This is a genomic window from Nocardia sp. NPDC052001 (assembly GCF_040680615.1).
Classification (GTDB): domain Bacteria; phylum Actinomycetota; class Actinomycetes; order Mycobacteriales; family Mycobacteriaceae; genus Nocardia.
In genome coordinates, this window is the sequence record NZ_JBFAXC010000004.1 from 212,463 (window position 1) to 229,023 (window position 16,561).

15 protein-coding genes and 1 pseudogene are annotated in these 16,561 nt (G+C 67.4%); 4 read left to right on the top strand and 12 right to left on the bottom strand.

Annotated features, from left to right (window positions below; all coding sequences use genetic code 11):
• Positions 1–87: 87 nt before the first annotated feature.
• From AB0L82_RS21075 to AB0L82_RS21110, 8 genes and pseudogenes are all read right to left on the bottom strand, one after another.
• Complete coding sequence (locus AB0L82_RS21075; RefSeq protein ID WP_364638589.1) at positions 88–1,677, bottom strand: FAD-dependent oxidoreductase; 1,590 nt, start codon at positions 1,675–1,677, stop codon at positions 88–90.
• A 15-nt stretch (positions 1,678–1,692) separates the two neighbouring features.
• Entirely contained in the window at positions 1,693–2,697 is a 1,005-nt protein-coding gene (locus AB0L82_RS21080; protein WP_364638592.1) for a diiron oxygenase, read from the bottom strand.
• A gap of 145 nt (positions 2,698–2,842) precedes the next feature.
• Positions 2,843–3,880, bottom strand: coding sequence for an Hsp70 family protein (locus AB0L82_RS21085; protein ID WP_364638595.1), 1,038 nt, complete (start codon positions 3,878–3,880; stop codon positions 2,843–2,845).
• A gap of 1,370 nt (positions 3,881–5,250) precedes the next feature.
• Positions 5,251–5,907, bottom strand: a pseudogene (locus tag AB0L82_RS21090) (N-acetylmuramoyl-L-alanine amidase); the annotation flags it as partial.
• A gap of 306 nt (positions 5,908–6,213) precedes the next feature.
• Positions 6,214–6,663 carry a Rieske (2Fe-2S) protein gene (locus AB0L82_RS21095; RefSeq protein ID WP_364638598.1) on the bottom strand — a complete coding sequence of 150 codons (450 nt, stop codon included), beginning with the start codon at positions 6,661–6,663 and terminating at the stop codon, positions 6,214–6,216.
• A gap of 93 nt (positions 6,664–6,756) precedes the next feature.
• Positions 6,757–7,317: a DUF6529 family protein gene (locus AB0L82_RS21100; protein WP_364638601.1), complete on the bottom strand. Its 561-nt coding sequence runs from the start codon at positions 7,315–7,317 to the stop codon at positions 6,757–6,759.
• 166 nt (positions 7,318–7,483) lie between these two features.
• A complete protein-coding gene (locus AB0L82_RS21105) occupies positions 7,484–8,101 on the bottom strand; it encodes a hypothetical protein (RefSeq protein WP_364638604.1) in 618 nt (205 codons plus the stop codon).
• Positions 8,102–8,116: 15 nt separating this feature from the next.
• The gene (locus tag AB0L82_RS21110; RefSeq protein WP_364638607.1) at positions 8,117–8,695 is read right to left on the bottom strand and encodes a sigma-70 family RNA polymerase sigma factor; all 579 of its coding nucleotides are present in this window, start codon (positions 8,693–8,695) and stop codon (positions 8,117–8,119) included.
• 233 nt (positions 8,696–8,928) lie between these two features.
• Here AB0L82_RS21110 and AB0L82_RS21115 point away from each other — a divergent pair, with 233 nt between their 5' ends.
• From AB0L82_RS21115 to AB0L82_RS21125, 3 genes are read left to right on the top strand one after another with little or no spacing between them, the layout of a single operon-like run.
• Positions 8,929–9,306 (top strand): hypothetical protein, encoded by a 378-nt coding sequence (locus AB0L82_RS21115; RefSeq protein WP_364638610.1) that lies wholly within the window; start codon positions 8,929–8,931, stop codon positions 9,304–9,306.
• 56 nt (positions 9,307–9,362) lie between these two features.
• Positions 9,363–10,112, top strand: coding sequence for an SDR family oxidoreductase (locus AB0L82_RS21120; protein ID WP_364638612.1), 750 nt, complete (start codon positions 9,363–9,365; stop codon positions 10,110–10,112).
• Positions 10,113–10,153: 41 nt separating this feature from the next.
• Positions 10,154–10,906 carry an alpha/beta fold hydrolase gene (locus tag AB0L82_RS21125; protein ID WP_364638615.1) on the top strand — a complete coding sequence of 251 codons (753 nt, stop codon included), beginning with the start codon at positions 10,154–10,156 and terminating at the stop codon, positions 10,904–10,906.
• 9 nt (positions 10,907–10,915) lie between these two features.
• On the opposite strand, the gene AB0L82_RS21130 is transcribed toward AB0L82_RS21125, so the two are convergent.
• Together AB0L82_RS21130 and AB0L82_RS21135 are read right to left on the bottom strand one after the other, a co-directional pair.
• A complete protein-coding gene (locus AB0L82_RS21130) occupies positions 10,916–12,295 on the bottom strand; it encodes a phosphatidylglycerol lysyltransferase domain-containing protein (protein WP_364638618.1) in 1,380 nt (459 codons plus the stop codon).
• A 110-nt stretch (positions 12,296–12,405) separates the two neighbouring features.
• Positions 12,406–13,404 (bottom strand): DUF5996 family protein, encoded by a 999-nt coding sequence (locus AB0L82_RS21135; RefSeq protein ID WP_364638621.1) that lies wholly within the window; start codon positions 13,402–13,404, stop codon positions 12,406–12,408.
• 187 nt (positions 13,405–13,591) lie between these two features.
• Between AB0L82_RS21135 and AB0L82_RS21140 the strand changes: the two genes are divergently transcribed.
• Positions 13,592–13,972 (top strand): hypothetical protein, encoded by a 381-nt coding sequence (locus AB0L82_RS21140; RefSeq protein ID WP_364638624.1) that lies wholly within the window; start codon positions 13,592–13,594, stop codon positions 13,970–13,972.
• 109 nt (positions 13,973–14,081) lie between these two features.
• Here the strand turns inward: AB0L82_RS21140 and AB0L82_RS21145 are convergent, their stop codons facing one another.
• Together AB0L82_RS21145 and AB0L82_RS21150 are read right to left on the bottom strand one after the other, a co-directional pair.
• Positions 14,082–15,026 carry a DUF6569 family protein gene (locus AB0L82_RS21145; protein WP_364638627.1) on the bottom strand — a complete coding sequence of 315 codons (945 nt, stop codon included), beginning with the start codon at positions 15,024–15,026 and terminating at the stop codon, positions 14,082–14,084.
• Entirely contained in the window at positions 15,023–16,429 is a 1,407-nt protein-coding gene (locus tag AB0L82_RS21150; protein ID WP_364638630.1) for a hypothetical protein, read from the bottom strand. The genes AB0L82_RS21145 and AB0L82_RS21150 overlap by 4 nt, the downstream gene beginning before the upstream one ends.
• Between the last annotated feature and the right edge of the window lie 132 nt (positions 16,430–16,561).

A 16,561-nucleotide genomic window follows, 5' to 3' on the forward strand; every position in this document is an offset into this window, starting at 1 on the left:
CATTACAACTCACACAACACAATCCGTACACAAAACAGACCGCCTCATACGACGGGGTCGTATGAGGCGGTCCGAAGTACAGCGGAACTAGCGACTGCGCACCAGCAGCGGCAGTCGCCGCCGCACCGGACGGTTCACCGCGCCGCCGCGAATGGCATGCGGTTGACGTGAACCGACCAGTCGGTCGAATTCTCCCGCGCCCCGGCCGGGTTGAGCCAGCCGCCCCGCATTGAAGTCATCCACCAGCTGCCGCACCGTCTCCTGCGCGCACGACTTATTGGTACCGATGAACCCGGTCGGCCCGCGCTTGATCCAGCCGGTCACATAGGACCCCGGCACCACATTCCCACCGGCGCTCTCCAGCACCCGCCCGTCGAGGTTCGGGATCACGCCCGCCCGCTCGTCGAACGGCAGTCCCGCGAGCGGAACGCCCCGGTAACCCACCGAGGTGAGCACCAGACCGGTCGTCAAAACCTCGGTGTCCGTGGTGGCCTCGGCCCGCAGCACGCCGTCGTCACCGGCCACCAGCTCATTGCGCACCACCGCGACACCGGTCACCCGGTCCACGCCCTCGAACGCGGTCGGCGCGGACAGATACCGGAAGGTGATCCGCTTGCGCCCGCTCACCGGCCGATCGGCCAAGCCGCGCAACAACTTCAGCTTCTGTTCGACCTTCTGCGAAGCGTCGGCGGGCGTCTCGGGAATCTCGCCCTCGACCACGATGTCCACATCCGCGCCGAGCAGTCCCACGAATTCCGGCACGGTGAAAGCGGATTCGGCCGGACCGCGGCGGCCGAGCACGACCACTTCCTCGATCTTGCTGCGCCGCAACGCCGTCAGCGCCCGCGGCGCGATATCGGTGCCCGCCAGCAGTTCCGGATCGGTGGTCAGAATGCGCGCCACGTCGAGCGCCACATTGCCGTTGCCGACGATCACCGCACGCTTTTGCGACAGATCGAAGAAGCGGCCCGCGTGATCGGGATGCCCGTTGTACCAGGCCACGAACTCGGTCGCGGAGACGCTGCCCGGCAGCCCCTCCCCCGGAATCCCGAGCTTGCGATCACTGGACGCGCCCACCGCGTAGATCACCGCGTGGTGGTGCGCCAGCAGCTCCTCATGCGAAACATGTTCTCCGACATTCACATTCAGGTACGAGCCGAACCCGTCCTGTGCGGAGATGACGTCGAACAGCTCGCCGACCTGCCGGGTCCTGGTGTGATCGGGCGCGACGCCGAAGCGGGCCAGACCGTACGGCGTGGCCAGCCGGTCGAATACCGTCACCGAAACACCGGGCTGGGTCAGCAGTTCATCGGCCGCGTACATGGCCGAGGGACCGGAGCCGACGATCGCCACCCGCAGCGGCTCGCGTCCCGGCTTGACCTCCGCGGCCTCGATCGGCCGGGCCAGCAGCGGCCGCGGCCGCTCCTGGCGATAGAAGTCGGCATTGATCTCGATGAAGGGCAGCTGCTCATCGGTCAGCTTCTTCGTCGAGACAATGGCATCCACCGGGCAGGCGGTCGCGCACGCGCCGCAGTCCACGCACGCCTGCGGGTCCACGTACAGCATCTCCGCCGTCCGGAAATCCGGTTCGTCAGGCGTGGGATGGATGCAGTTGACCGGGCAGGCGTAGACGCAGGAGGCGTCGCTGCAACAGGATTGGGTGACTACGTACGGCACTGTACGTCCCTTGTCTCAGGCGGCCTTGCCGGAGCGGATGGGCTCCGAGCGGTAACGGGAGGCCGCGCCGGCGATTCCGAACATCTTCCAGACCCGCTTGGAAATCGGGTTCATCAGACCGATCTCCTTGGCGAGCGCGCGCACATCGATGAAGTAATCGCTGAACGCCTGCTTGGAATCCTCGGAGCCGTAGAACAGCTCCTTGCGCACCTTGTCGGGCACGTTGAACTCGTCGAAGAACGCCTTGGGCGGGGTCACGATGGAACGGCCCAGGATGAACATGACGATCGGCATGGCGATCGAGAGCACCAGCTTGCTGGCCGGATTCGCTTCCGGCACATGGCGCTTGAGGAATTCGTGCGCGAACGAGATGTGCCGCGCTTCCTCGGCGACGTGAATCGCCATGACACCGCGCATGATCGGGTGCACATCCTCGCCGGAGCGCAGGATCTGCTTCTGGATGTGGTCGATCGGCTCCTCGCCGGCGAGCACGGCCATGAAGAACAGGTTGGGGAACAGCACCGCCACCGGGACGGCGACCTGGCGGAACTGTCGCACCAGCGGGCCCATACCGGGTACGTCCAGGCCGATGCGGTTCACCATCTCCTGGAACATCTGGGTGTGGTTCAGCTCTTCGGACATCTCATGGGTGCAGTACCGGAATTCCGGGTCACCGTTGGCGAGGCCGAAGGTGTGGTTCACCATGCCGCTGATCAGGATCGACTCGAACTGCAGGCCGACCTTGGCGACATTGGCCTGGCGGTACTTGCCGACGGCGATCTGCTGCTCCTCGCTGAGGGCGAGGTACCAGGGGTGGCGGCCGATCGGGTCTGCCGAGGCGGGCAGAATCCAGCGCTCGGGCTTGGTGTTCGCGTCGAAGTCCGGGTTCTCCCAGTCGATGTCCTCGAACGGATCGAAGCTGCGGTTGACCGAGCCTTCGGAAAGCAGCAGCAGCTTCTGCGCGTATTCGATAGCTTCGGCAACCACGGGGTCGTCGACGTGGGTAGTGGTCGGAGACATCGTCGTCACCCTCCAGTCGGTGGTTTATGTGTATCCCATGGTTACACCAAACTGGAGCAGCGTCAACACGTGCTAGCAAGATGCTTGCACGTGTTGACCCGAAACGTCCCATGATCACGGGCAAACTGCCCGGTAACCGGCGGATCTAGAGTGCGGCCACCCGGGTGACACGCCGGAAGAGATCAGCTAGCACATGATGCCGATGGCCCCCGGAATCCTGCGCGAGTACCGACTCTTTGGCCGCGATGGCCGCACCGTCCGCGATGGTGCGCTCCGGATCGGGAGCCACCGTCACCGGGCGGGCCAGCTGTTCGGCCAGCACATCGGCGACCTCGGGCGGCCGGGCCGCACCGCCGACCACCAGCACCCGATCCACATCGGCCATGGTGACATCGGCGATGCGCAGGCAGCGGTACACCAGCTTCATCGACGCCAGCACGTGCTGGGCGCGCAGTTCACCGGTATCGCTGTCCGAACTCACCCGGGAGACCACGGGCGCGTCCGGACCGCGCCGCAAGCGCCCCGCGACCATGCCGCCGAACGCCCGGCCGCCGAAATCGGCCGAATGCAAAGGCAATCCGACGATCGGATTGCTCGGCGCGCCCGCGCCCACCCGCACCAGCGTCACATCCAGTCCGGAGCCACCCAGGTCGTACACCAGGGCCAGGCCGGGCATGAGCGGACCGCGCTGCGCCGCCAGCCAGGCCGCCGCGGCCACCGGTTCGGGCAGCAGGCGCACATTCGTGAGCCCGATCCCGTCGAGCGCGGAACGCAGGTCGGCCACCAGATTCGCGGAGTACCCGGCCGGATGGGTCACGGTGATTCCGGTATCACCGCTCCCCTGCTGCCCGGCCGGAGCCTTCCCCAGCACCTCCTCGAGCACGCTGTCGGCCACGGTCGCGACGAGATCCGCGGCGGAAAGCGCTCGGTGACCGACCCGCGCGACCGAGGCCCCGCGCTGGGTCAGATCGGCGAATTCGGTGATGACCCGGCCGTGCCGCGGAATACGGCCCACCCGCGCCAGCCCGGAACTGTCGAAGGTGAGGGTGGTGCGCCAGGTGGTCGGCGGCGGTGCGCCGCGACGGGCCGCGAACGGCGTGCTCCCCCGCCGAACCGAGCGATCGGCGGCCGTGACGCACACCGTATTGACCGTGCCGATACTCAAGCCCACACCGAACGCCATCTCATCCACCTCGATCGACGAGTCGTTCTCAGCCGTCCTGACCCGACCCGGGATTCATGCAACTCCTGCGCCGGATGCTTGCCAACCACCGGACACGCGGTTGTCCGCAACTGCACCTATCCGTCAGCACAACCGCGCCAGCCAGCGCCGGGGTGCGAAACACGCCCGGGGGCAATGACGGTCGCGAGAAGTTTGCTCGACCTGGACATTTCACAACACACGCGACAGTCGATACCGGTCGGACCGCAAGTGCGCCGGGACGACGAAAAACGCCCCCGCACCGAATGATTCGGTGCGGGGGCGCTCGCGCTGTGCGGTTATTTGGCCGGAGCCGACAGAATCGTCGAGCTCAGCGCCGACACCATGCTGTACGCCAGGTTGATCAGATCCGAGGCGACGCCGTTCTGACCCATCAGCATCTTGGCCAGCGGTCCCACCATCTTGATGACCGACTGCACCAGTCCGCTCATCGACTCGGTGTCGAACAGTTCACCGGTCTTGGAGCTGCGATCGGTGGACGGCGACTGCGTACCCGGCGTACCCGGGTTCGGCAGCGTACCGGGACTGGTCCGGATGCCCGGGCTGGATTCCGTTCCCGCACTCGGGGGTTGCGGTGCGGCGGCCGGTGGCGCCTTGGGCGCGATCGGAGCCGCGATCGGCTGCACGCCGGTCATCACATTGGCCCTGGGCAGTTCGCTCGCGCCCGGAATCGTGGCGGGCAGCACCCGGCTGTCGGCCGCGGGCTGCTGGCCGGGCACCACCGGATTCGGCTGTGCCACACCGGGAGCGGGAGCGGCCGGTTTCGACTGACCCGGCTGCGCCACCTGCGGCTTGAGCAGATCGCTCAGTTGCGGGAACAGCAATTCCGGCGAGAATCCCTGCGGCGCGGGCGTACCCGGCTGCGTCTTGGGATCCACCGCGCCACCCTGGGACTGCGGTTGCGGTGCGGCGCCCGGAGACTGCGGTGCGGGCTGGGCCCCACCCGGCGCGGGCTTGGCGTCCGGTGCGGGCGCGGCCTGCGGTGCGGGCGCGGTACCCGGTGCCACCTCGGCGGGCGCGGCACCCTGCGGAGCGACCGGCGGTGCGGCCGGAACACCCTGCGGTGCAACCGGTTCGGGACCACCGGCGGCCGGACCACTCGGTTCGGGCAGCCCACCGGGCATGGCACCCGGCGATTGCGCGCCACCCTGCGGTGAGTTGGCTCCCGGTCCACCCTGCGGAACCGCTTGCGGCTCAGCCTGAGTCCCGCCGGGTTCGGTTTGCGGTTCGGTACCCGGCGCGGCCGGAAGCTGATGCTGTGCGGGCTGCGCGGGCGGTACGTTCGCGGGCCCGACCACCTGATCGGCGCTCGGCGGCGGGACCGGCATACCGAGCAGATACGACACCACACCGGTGGTGATGGTGACCGCGTGCCGCAGCTGGCCCTCCTGCGACTCCAGCAGCGCGGCATCCTCGGCATTGGCGCCATTGCCCATTTCGAGGAAGACGTCGGGCACCTGGGTCAGGGCCGGTCCGGCGATATCGGAGCGCGGTTGCAGACCCTCGACCGCGCCGTTGTAGGCCGCGGCCGGGAATCCGGCCTGAATGTAGGCGTCGCGCATGGCTTTACTGGCGGCCAGTCCGGCGACGGACTGCACCTCGTTGGCCTTGGCGTCCGGAATCGGCAGCTGCGGCACGATGAGGTGGAAGCCGCGGGCATCGGCGGGCGCGCTGTCGGCGTGAATGCTCACCGCGATATCGGCGCCGGATTGATTGGCGGCGCGGGCGCGTTCGTCGACGCAGCCGCCCCAGCCGGTGTCATCGGGGCGGCTCATCACGACCCGCGCGCCGAGACCTTCGAGGGAGGTGCGCACCAATTGCGCCACATCCCAGTTGATGGTGTGTTCGGGGACGCCGTGCAGGCTGGTCATGCCGGTGGTCTGGCAGGCCTTGGTGCCGCCGCGACCGTCGTCGACCTGTTTGGCGACGTCCTGACTGTGATTGGGACCCTGATGACCGGGGTCGAGGAAGATCGTCTTACCGGCGAGCCTTTGCGGCAGTTCCGGCAAAACGGGCGAAGCTAGGACGATGCCCGGGATCAGCCCGGAGACCGTCGAGAATGCCGCGGCCGTCACGGCGGTGAAGATACCGGCCTTGACCATATTCGGCTTCATAAGCTGGCGGCGCTCCCGGGATCGAGGCGCCCCTCCCTTCCCACTAGTAACACCAAACCCAGCGGTTCACTTTCGCAACACCAGTTACCTTCTGGCAAGCCTCGTGATCGAACTGTTACTAGTGGTCAGGGCTATTGGACGCTTGATCCCGCAGCTCGAGTTCGGTATTTCAGCTATCGATCAGGCCGACACGATGGAATCGCCCTCGACCCGTACCGCGCGGGTATCGAGCGCACGTGGCGCGGGACCGCCCGCGACGCTACCGTCGAGATTGAATTTGCTGCCGTGACATGGGCATTTGATAACGCCGTCGCTCACCTCGCCGACCTTGCAGCCCAGATGCGTACAGGTGGACGAGAACCCCGCGAAGGCACCCGCGGTGGCCTGGGTGATGACGGTGTCGCCCTTGATGACACCGCCGCCGACGGGCACCTCGGAGGTTTTGGCGAGCTCGGTGCTGCCGTCCTGACGCTTGTCCTGAGCGCCGTTGGTCGAGGCGGCGGCCTTCTCGGTATTGCCGTAGCTACTGCACGCGACGGCGGTCAGGGCGGTGGCCGCGATGCCGGTGGCGGCGAGCGCGGTGCGGCGATCCATCCGGAATATGTCCGGGGCCGAAATCTGGTCGGTCATGATTACTCCTCGCTTGTGGCGGCCGTGGGCTGACGGCCACACCTTGTGGACGTGTTTACGGGGGTGACGGGTTCACTCGGCCGGGACCGGAAATCACGGGGCAAACCCCCGGGTGCGGAAGTACCAGACCGCCGAGGTGAACCAGAGCGCCACGAAACCGGTGAACAGCACCCCGCCCATGACCGGAATCACCCAGCGGGGCAAGCCTTTTCGAGTCAGCAGCAGCATCTTCGCGACGAAGACGCCGTAGACGGCGCAGCCCAGCAGCGAATGCAGCAGCACCCGGCGGTCGGTGGCCTCGAATCCGAAGGCGTACAGGCAGTGCGCCGCAACGGGAATGCTCACCAGCACCGCCAGTCGCCCGGACCACACATGCCATACCGAGGCCCAGCGCCCGCCGCGAATCCTGGGCAGCACCCCGTACATGGCCAGCGCGCTGATGTCCTGCCCGACCGCGAGCAGCACCACGACCGTGGCAAGCCACGCCTTCACCGCGCCCGGACTGGAGAATCCCGCCAGGCTCACCGCGTAACCGCGTGCGGGATGGGTGTATCCGTACACCCCCAGCAGCACTGACACCGCGGCTCCGGCAATCACTATCAGCGCGATCGTGAGTGCGGTGCGCTGGGGAGACGCAGCGGCGGACAACGGCATCGAGTCGCCTGACACGGACTGGGAAGGGGCATCGGCCACCGGCTGGGACAAGTCATCGCGCGCGGGCTGGACGCCATATGCGGACGGGGGTCGGGCACCCCATGGAGGCTGGACAGCGCCTCGGATCACGGTGGGGATGGAGCGCTGGGTGTTGGGGTCACGGGGGTCAGAAGTCGGTGTCATCGCCGTGCACCTTTCGTGCGTCCGGGGCGAGAGTCGGTGCGGGAGCCGTGGTTCCGTCAGCTTGGCGGCGGACGCCGGTGACGCTGCCGTCGGGGCGGACTATCCAGCTGTCGCGCGCGCCGTTCGAGCGGGCGTAGTAGATACCGGCCGGGGCCTGCACCAGGGGTGCGGTGAAATCCATGGCGCGGTTGTCCAGGGTCAGCGTGCCCGTCAGGACATTGTCCTTCAGGGTGGCCTGTAGTTCGGAGTTCTTGCCGGTCAAGGACATTCGGCCGGCATCGGCCGCACCGCGCAGCCAGCTCTCGACCGATGCGCCGTCGCAGGCGTATGCCACGGCCTGTTTGCCGGTGACCGTGATGGACAGGGTGATCGAGCGGGGCTGGGCGGGGATCACCGCGACATAGTCGGCCTGGGCCGGGAAGGCCGAGGGGGCGGCGCTCGGCCCTGACCCGGCGGAGGTGGTGGCTGCTCCGGCGGATGTGGTGACCGCGGCACGATCCGCGGTGTCATCGGTGGGGTCGGTGACGATATCGGTGATCAGCAGTCCACCGCCGAGTAGAGCGGCGGCGGCGAGGGTGAGGAGGGGGCCCGCCCGTTTCATGACTGTTCTCCGTTGTCAGGCGCTGAGCGGAAGACGCCGCAGCGAGCGCAATGCGTAGTGCACGCGGGTTTTCACGGTGCCGACCGGAACTCCGAGATCGGCGGCGACATCCTGATAGGCGCGATCGCGCAGGATCACCTGGACGACCGCATCACGCTGCGGTCCGGGCAGATGTGCGAGCAGTTCGTCGACCAGCAGTCCGTCGGCGAGCCCGTCGGTGAAATCGGGCCGGGCGCAATGGCCCTCGGCGACATCGCCGATCTCGTCCCAGTGCGCGTCGCCGGGCCGGGCCGAGCGCATGCGGGCGATATCGGTGAGGATATTGCGCTCGATGGTGAGCAGCCAGGTGCGCACGCTGCCCCGGCTCGGGTCATAGCTGGCGCAGGCTTTCCAGCCGCGCAGCAGGGTTTCCTGAACCGCGTGCTCGGCCAGACCGGTATCACCGAGGCGGCGCATGGCTCGCCAGTGCAGCAGCGCCTTGTCGGCGCGCAGGACGGCGGCGAGTCCGTCGTGGGTGCAGAGCCGGGCGCATTCTTCGGCGCAGGTGGAGGGGCCGGGCGAACTCGCGTCGGGGAGGGGGTGGAGTCGTCTCATGCCCTGAATATCGCGAGCGGCGACAAGAAGAGAATCGGTGATTACTACCTATTTCGGTGTTAACAGTTTTGCCCGTGATTTCCGAATCGAAACCGGTTTGTACGCAATCAATTACACGGAACAACCGAAATGGACGGTCGATTTCTGATAAACCTCCCCGGGAGATGCGGGGATCTCCACACCGGGCGGAAGCGAGGCCGCCCGGCTCACAGAGATTTCAAGGGAGGAACACTGTGCGTACAGGCGCGCTGATGATCGCGGGAGCCCTCGCTTCCGCACTGCTGACCACCACCGCGGCCATCGCCGCCGCCGATCCGGCGACCGAGATTCCGGGCGACGGCCTCTACCTGGTGAATGTCGATATCAAACCGGGCACCTACGTCTCGGACGGCACCCCGGACAATGCCACCGGCTGCTTCTGGCGCCGGCTCTGGCACGTCCAGACGCCCGCCGATTACAACGATCCGAACTTCTACATCATCGCCAGCGATTTCACCCGGCAGCACCCGTTGCGGATTGTCATCAAGTCGACCGATGTGGCCTTCAGTACCGAGAGCTGCGGCGCGTGGCGACTGGTGCCGGACGTGCCGACGGGGTCCTTCGGCGGCTGACATTTCGGCGTTCACTGACAATTGTCAGTGACTCGGGTACGGCTAGGGTGTCCGATATGACGCGGCAGAAGATTCTCATCACCGGTGCGAGCTCCGGGCTCGGCGCGGGTATGGCTCGCGAATTCGCCCGGCGCGGACGCGATCTCGCGCTCTGCGCCCGGCGCACCGAGAATCTGGCAGCGCTGCGCACCGAACTTCTGGCCGCCCACCCGGGTATCACGGTGGCCGTGCGCGGGCTCGATGTCGATGATCACGCGGCCGTACCCAAGGTCTTCGAGGACCTGCGCGCGGAATTGGGCGGGCTGGACCGGGTGATCGTCAATGCCGGGCTCGGCAAGGGCGCGCGCATCGGCACCGGGCGCGCGGATGCCAATATCGCCACGGCCACCACCAATTTCGTGAGCGCGCTGGCGCAGACCGAGGCGGCCATGAGCATCTTCCGGGAGCAGAAAGCCGGGCATCTGGTGCTCATCTCGTCCATGAGCGCGGTGCGCGGACTACCCGGTAAGAAAGCGGCCTACGCGGCCAGCAAGGCCGGGCTCACCGCGCTCGGCGAGGGCCTGGCCATCGAATTGCGCGGCACCCCGATCAAGGTCACCACGGTGCAGCCGGGCTATATCGCCACCGATATGTCCGGCCGCGCCGGTGACACCACCCTGCTCACCCCGCTGGACAAGGGCGTCGCGGCCATGGTCGCCGCCATCGAACACGAGACCGTGCGCGCCTCGGTGCCGCAGTGGCCGTGGCGGGTGTTCGGCGCGGTCATGCCGCTGCTCCCCCGCGCCGTCATGGCCCGCATCTCCTGACCCCGCCCCGGACAACGGCTTTCGCCACTAGCATCGGCCGCATGGCGAAGTTCACCAGCTGGGATGGTCTCGAGCTCAACTACCGCGTGTGGGAGGGCGAGGGCATGCCGGTCGTGCTGCAGCACGGCATCGTCGCCGATACCAATGCGAACTGGATGAGCGTCGGCGTGGTGGCGGCGCTGCACACGGCCGGGCATCACGTGATCTCGCTGGACGCGCGCGGGCACGGGCGCTCGGAGAAGCCGCATGATCCGGCGCGGTATTCCTGGCACGCCATGGCCGATGACGTGCGGGCGCTCTACGACCACCTGGGGCTGGATGAGGTTGCGCAGGTGGGTTATTCGATGGGCGGGATCATCTCGATCCTGGTCGCGCAGGCCGATGCGCGGGTGCGCAGGCTGGCGGTCGGTGGCATCGGTTCCGGGGTGGTGGATTGCGGCGGTATCGACTGGCGGGTGATCAATGCCGAGGACATCGTCACCGCCATGCGCGGTGACGGGTCCGAGACGGTGGAGCGGGCCAAGATGTTCCGCATGCTGGCCGATGTGCTGGGTGCGGATCGTGAGGCCATCGCCGCGCTGGCGGGCGGGTTGAACGAGGCCCCGATCAAGACGGTCGCCGATATCGCCGTGCCCACGCTGGTGCTGGCGGGCGACGCCGATCCATTCGCCGCCGAACCCGACCGGCTGGCCGCCGCCTTCCCGAACGCGAAGCTGGCGGTGGTGCCGGGTGATCACCTGGTCGCCACCACCGATCCGGGCTTCTCCGCCGCGCTGGTGGAATTCCTGGCCTGAGAACAGCTCTCAGTACTCGCGGCGGTGCGGGACGAACTCCAGGGTGAGCAGTGCCGCCGCCGCGATGAGCACCTCGCGCCAGCGGATCAGCACGAATCGCTGATCCGAGAACGAATTGAACTTGCGCAGAAACCGGTACAGCGATTCCAGCCGGATGAGCGGATCACCCAGTCGCACAGCCGCATACGCCAGCTGTCCGAGCCTGCCGCGTTCCTTGTCCGCGAACATCTCCGGAAAAGCCGCGAACGCCAGCGAGATTCGGGTGATGCCGCGCGCCTTCGCGTAGTCGATCAGATCGACGATCATGCGCTCGTCCAGCCCGTTGGGCGCGTCCTTGCGCCGCCACGGCACGTCCAGGCTCAGCTCCCGGCCGTTGCCGGAGACGCCGTAGCGCTGGAATCCGGCGATCTCGCCGTGCTCATCGCGGGCCAGCACGATCAGCATGCCCGGATGCCGCCCGTCCAGCAGATGGTCCAGGATCATCGAGAAGCCGCGGGTCTGCCGCCCGTGCCCCCAGTCGTCGACAATGCTCAGCAGGTTCTCGCGCTGCGGTTCGGTGAGCGCGACCTCGGGCACGATCTCGGTGGTGACGCCGAAATTGCGGGTGCGGCTGACCGCCTGCCGCAGGTTACGGAACCGCCTGCCGACCATGTCGAAATCGCCGACCTCGACCACCACGTCCCGCCCGATCGGGACCTGGCGCAGCCCGCGATGTTCGAAGGCGCGCAACTGCCACAGCTGGGTGAGTTCCGGACTCGCGCCGAGCACCGCGACGCGCCACCCGTGTGAGCTGGCGAATTCGGAGAATTCCGAGACCAATTCGCCGAAGCGCGCCTTATCGCCGATCGGATCGCCCGCGACCACGGCGATACCGAACCGCGCCCGATAGGCGATGGCCGCCGAGGAATCGGCATTGAAGAAATAACTCTTGGACGAGTGCAGCGCGAATGGCGCGACCGGATCCAATTGTGTGCGGCGCACCAGTTCGGCCACCCTGGGTAGCTGTTCGGGCTGCGGTTTACTGCCCAGCGGGGCCATCAGCACCAGCCCGCTGGCCGCCAGGAAGACGAATCCGATGCTGGTGTGCTCGGCCCGGTAGCCGAAGTTCGCGATCACCAGTACGACGGTCGCGGCGGTGAGATGCGGGAGGGTGATGGAACGCCGCAGGTGCAGACCGCGGGCCACGAAGAGCCCGGCTATGGAGACCGCCACGAACCAGCCGTGGTCGGTGCCCTCGCGGGCGGAGCGTTCGGCCGCCCAGACCAGCACCAGGGAACCGAATACGAGCACTCCCATGAGTGGTACCCGGGTGGTCGGCCCGGCGGTGAAAACGGTGTCGCGATACGCGGTCAGACCGGTGGTCCGCACCGCCATATTCTCGTCACGCATGCTGCTCCCTTTGCTCCACATGCGGCCCGCTCACCAAGCGTATACCCATGGTGATCCTCCCTCGGTCCCTACAAACACACTAAACGGGACATACGACGGGAGGCACTCGGTTATTCCGGCCAGCCTTTCCAGAGGCTGCCCAGGACCGGGTCGGTGATGCCTCCGGGGCAGGCCAGAGCGGGTGCGTCCCAGCCGGCGAGACGTGAGCCCGCGGCGTAGGCGGAGTGCAGGAAATCGAGGGCGGCGCCGACCGGATCGGCGCTGCGCCGGGCCGCGTCATAGGAGTAGTAGGCGGCGTGCGCGGATCCCGATGGCACCCAGCGCGCTTCGGGCGGCCGCAGCGGAAGCTCGGTCAGCCCTTCGGGTTCGGGGGCGGTGTAGGAGTAGAAGGTCGGCTCGGGGACCTTATCGTCGCCGAACCAGAATCCGGCGCTGATCTCCTCGCGCGAATAGGCCTCGCGGGTCACCGGATCCACGTTCTCCGGCATGTCGATCTTGCGATCGGAGAAGCGCTGCACCGCGAGATCGAAGGTGTGCCAGAACAGTTGGACCGGGCTGATCTTGCCGGAGTAGCTCGCGCTGAAGTCCTCGAGGATGCGGCCCACCTGACTGGTGACCCGGAAGGCGCGCTGGGCGGCGGCCGGGTCGTAGTGGTGGTGTTCCTCGTCCTCGGCGAAGGGGCGGCCGTGATCGGGCAGGTCGTACGGGGTCGGGAAGGGCAGCTCCACCTCGACGCCGAGATCGCGCAACCCGCGCATGGTTTCGGCGTAGAAGCCCGCGACGGATTGTTCGGCGAGCGGAATTTCCTCCTGGCTGCCGCGATCATTGGAAATGCGCAGCACGTGATCGAAGAAATCGAAGGCGCAGGTGAATACCGGGCCGTCGGTGGCGCTGCCGAGCGGCAGGGTGGTCCAGCCGCGCGCATTGACGCGATAGGTCATATGCCACCAGTGATTGCGGCGAATGCCTTTCGCCAGTGCGACTTTGCCGACGATCTGAATGTAGCGGTGCAGGGTTTCCTTGGTCGGCCGCCAGACTCCCAGCGGCAGGGCCGGGAGCACATCGCTCGAATCCGCCGCGATGGTGCCGGTAACCGAGGAATCGCCCATGCTCCTGCCCACTTTCGTTCGAGACGGTCGTGTTTCAGATCGGCATTGCGCCGCCAATCCTACACACTCGCAGGCCACCTGCGAGTACAGCGAAACACGCAGTAGTGCAAGATCTTTCAAAGTAACCTGAACATTCCCCGCGCAACGCGCGAGACAGCGCCGGAACCGAGAACAGGGGTGAATCCGCATGACGGACATCAATACGGCCTACGCCGTCGTCGTCACAGCGGTCAGCGACCCGACGCAGGTGCAGGGTCTGGAGTGGGAGCGGGCGGTGGAATATCTGCCCAGTCTGGCGTCCAATGCCATGCGCAACTGGGTGCGCGCGCAGGAGGCGGCGGACGAACCCGAGGGCGAGGAATTGCGGCACGGGGTGGTGATACCCGGGCCGCAACGACGGGTGGAACCGCGCCAGCCCTATCGCGAGGTGTGCGTACCACCGGCGGAGTATCTGCTCTTCAGTGACGCGGTACGACAAATTCCCCAGCGCGGTGTGGCCGCGCCGGGGAATCGCCCGGTAGGAACGGGACAGGCGGCCGGCGCGATGGCGGGTCGGCTATTCGCTTAACAGGCGAGTTTTTTCTTCATCTGGAATGAAGCTGGTTCCCGCCGTGCCCGGCTCAGTTCCCGTAGTACCTATTCAATCTCGTATTCGGTTGTGGCGCAATCCATTTAAATCAGGCCGCGAACAGGGAGGCGTACACCGGCCGGTCGTGCTCGACGACCAGCTGGCCGGTGAGGCCGTCGCCGGTCACGGTGTGCAGGCGCAGGTCCAGGTAGCGCTCCTCCTCGGTGAGCCGCACCTGCGCGGGTGCGGGCATCCAGGACAGCACCTCATCCGCACGGCGTTCGCGCGCGCGGGTGAGTTCGGCGCGCAGCGCCGCCAGGCTGTCCACCTCGAACGGCTCGGCCGCGGTGCGCTCCGGCTCGGCGTGCCAAGCGGCGACGCCGTACGCGAAACACACCAGCGGCATCCACATTTCGGCGAAGTACCGGGGATCGGGCGCGATCTCCAGACCCGCGAACCTGCCGTCGACGAAGAACAGCGCGCCGAGTTGACCGGGCAGCAATTCCAGCCGACTGCGGAACTGGGTCAGCACCGCGCGCTTACGCGTGAGCAACTGCTCCAGATGTCCGCGCGCGGGCAACCGGTAGCGCGCGTTCACCGCCGAAATATCCTGCCACAGCTTGGAATAGCCCGGCTTCCCGCGCAATTCCAGTGCCCGGGCGCGCAATTCGAGCGGCAGTACGAAGAACCACTGATCGCGCGCCTCGAGGTAGCCGCCCTGCGCGGCCTGTACGCAGCAGGCATCGTCGAACAGCCGGGTCTGCCCCGCGCCCATGAGCGCGGCCGAGCACAGCGCGTGATTCTGCGCGCCCTCCTGGATGTATCCGATGTGCAGCGGCACGATGGCCACGCCCGCGGGCGCGCCATTGTGCAGCTCCACACTTCCGTATCCCACCACGCGATTGAGCTTCAATCCCGAGCGCGGCGGCACGATGCCGGGCCGCTCCGGTCCGTGGATCGGCACCATGGTGAGCGCCCCCGCCTGCTGCGGCGCACCCAACCGGTACCCGCTCAGATCGACCGGCGCGTGTACGAGCGTATCGAGTCGGTTCATGTCCTCACTCCTTCCCGCCCGTCCAGGAACGCCCGGGCCGTAGCGAGAACCCAGTCCTTCCCGGCCGGGCACCGCACGAACATCCACGGCAGCAGCGCCGCGAAATCGTCCTGATGCCAGCACCGCTGATGCGGCAGCGCGGGCGCGGGATCCCGCAGCGACAACTCGTCCCGCCCCGTGAATGTGCTCTGGCACAGCACGATCGGCGTCCGCACCCCGATCCGCAGCAGCGTCGCCACCACCCGAGCCAAATCCCCGGGCAGCCGATTCTCATACCCGTCGGTCACGATCACCACCAGATCCGGCCCACCGGCCGCCAATGCCCCAGCGTCCCGTGTCGCCCCTGTGACCGCTGCCGATTCGACGAGGGGCGTAGATGTACCCGACTCGGCGGACTGCGTAGTCGGGTCCGCGAAGGCCGCACGGCTGGGTCGTCCGGCGAGGGCGTCGAGCAGGGCGGTGGCCAGGTCGGTCGGGCCGGTCTGGGCCGCGCCCGCCTCGATGACGGTGAGGTTGTCGCAGAGCCGGGCCAGCACCAGGCGCAGCGCTTCGGCCTGGGACAGCAGGGCCCATTCACGCTCGCCGTAGCCGCGCATGGAGTCCGAGGTGTCCAGCACCAGCGCCACATTCGCGGCCAGGCGCGGGAGGCCGTCCGTCGCGGCCGATACGTAACCGGCCAGGGCGGAACGCAATTCGGGACTCGCGTCGCCCCGATACGCGTGCACCAGGGTCGCCGCGATATCGCCGCGATTGGTCACGGTGACGATCGGCTCGCGATGCCGCGTCGGCTCCAATGGCGCGATGGGTTCGGTCAGCACGGGCACGCCGTGGGTGCCGGGCGCGTACAGCTGGCGCACCCGTTCGACCGCGACGGCCGGATTCGCACTGAACCGCAGCAGCTTTCGATGCGACTCCGAGCCACCGGCGATCTCGCGCACACACCCCCGCGCCGTCGCCTTGCCGAGCGCGTGCTCGAAGCAGTCGCGCAGGGCGGGACGGCGGGCGGCGATGAGGAGTTCGGCGTCCGGATGATCGAGGATGAAGGTGAGGACGGCCCGGGTGACATGCTTATGGTTGACGCGGCGCTGCCGCAGTGCCAGCAAGACCGTGATGACGTGGTTCGGCGCGAGTGCGAAAAGTAGTGCGCGCGTTGCCTTGTCGAGGGTCACCCGGGTGTGCTGATCGATACCCGCACGGCTGGCCGACAGCACCTGGAGCAGAACGCGGGCGCGCTGGTGCTCGTGGACGCCCGGGGTCAGGGCCAGCAACACGTAGGTCTCGGGGTCGGAATCGTATGCGGTGCGGTGGAATTCCGCGTCATCCCAGCTCAGCACACCGGCGCGGGACAGCGCCGGGGGCATGCTGTGGGTGCGGAGGTGGTCCAGCAGGGTTGCGGTGTTCACTATTCGAGGGTAGGGAACCTCACACTTGACAATCCACTGATTTTCCTTGAACCCCTGCGGGTTTGGCGGACATGGAAACGGGGCCCTGCCGGACGGTCGGCGGCAGGGCCCCGCAATGGAATTCACGGCTCG

Coding starts and splice junctions, on each gene's coding strand:
- AB0L82_RS21080 (WP_364638592.1), bottom strand. CDS start 2,697: ATGTCTCCGACCACTACCCACGTCGACGACCCCGTGGTTGCCGAAGCT.
- AB0L82_RS21085 (WP_364638595.1), bottom strand. CDS start 3,880: ATGGCGTTCGGTGTGGGCTTGAGTATCGGCACGGTCAATACGGTGTGC.
- AB0L82_RS21095 (WP_364638598.1), bottom strand. CDS start 6,663: ATGACCGACCAGATTTCGGCCCCGGACATATTCCGGATGGATCGCCGC.
- AB0L82_RS21100 (WP_364638601.1), bottom strand. CDS start 7,317: ATGCCGTTGTCCGCCGCTGCGTCTCCCCAGCGCACCGCACTCACGATC.
- AB0L82_RS21105 (WP_364638604.1), bottom strand. CDS start 8,101: ATGAAACGGGCGGGCCCCCTCCTCACCCTCGCCGCCGCCGCTCTACTC.
- AB0L82_RS21110 (WP_364638607.1), bottom strand. CDS start 8,695: ATGAGACGACTCCACCCCCTCCCCGACGCGAGTTCGCCCGGCCCCTCC.
- AB0L82_RS21120 (WP_364638612.1), top strand. CDS start 9,363: ATGACGCGGCAGAAGATTCTCATCACCGGTGCGAGCTCCGGGCTCGGC.
- AB0L82_RS21125 (WP_364638615.1), top strand. CDS start 10,154: ATGGCGAAGTTCACCAGCTGGGATGGTCTCGAGCTCAACTACCGCGTG.
- AB0L82_RS21130 (WP_364638618.1), bottom strand. CDS start 12,295: ATGCGTGACGAGAATATGGCGGTGCGGACCACCGGTCTGACCGCGTAT.
- AB0L82_RS21135 (WP_364638621.1), bottom strand. CDS start 13,404: ATGGGCGATTCCTCGGTTACCGGCACCATCGCGGCGGATTCGAGCGAT.
- AB0L82_RS21140 (WP_364638624.1), top strand. CDS start 13,592: ATGACGGACATCAATACGGCCTACGCCGTCGTCGTCACAGCGGTCAGC.
- AB0L82_RS21145 (WP_364638627.1), bottom strand. CDS start 15,026: ATGAACCGACTCGATACGCTCGTACACGCGCCGGTCGATCTGAGCGGG.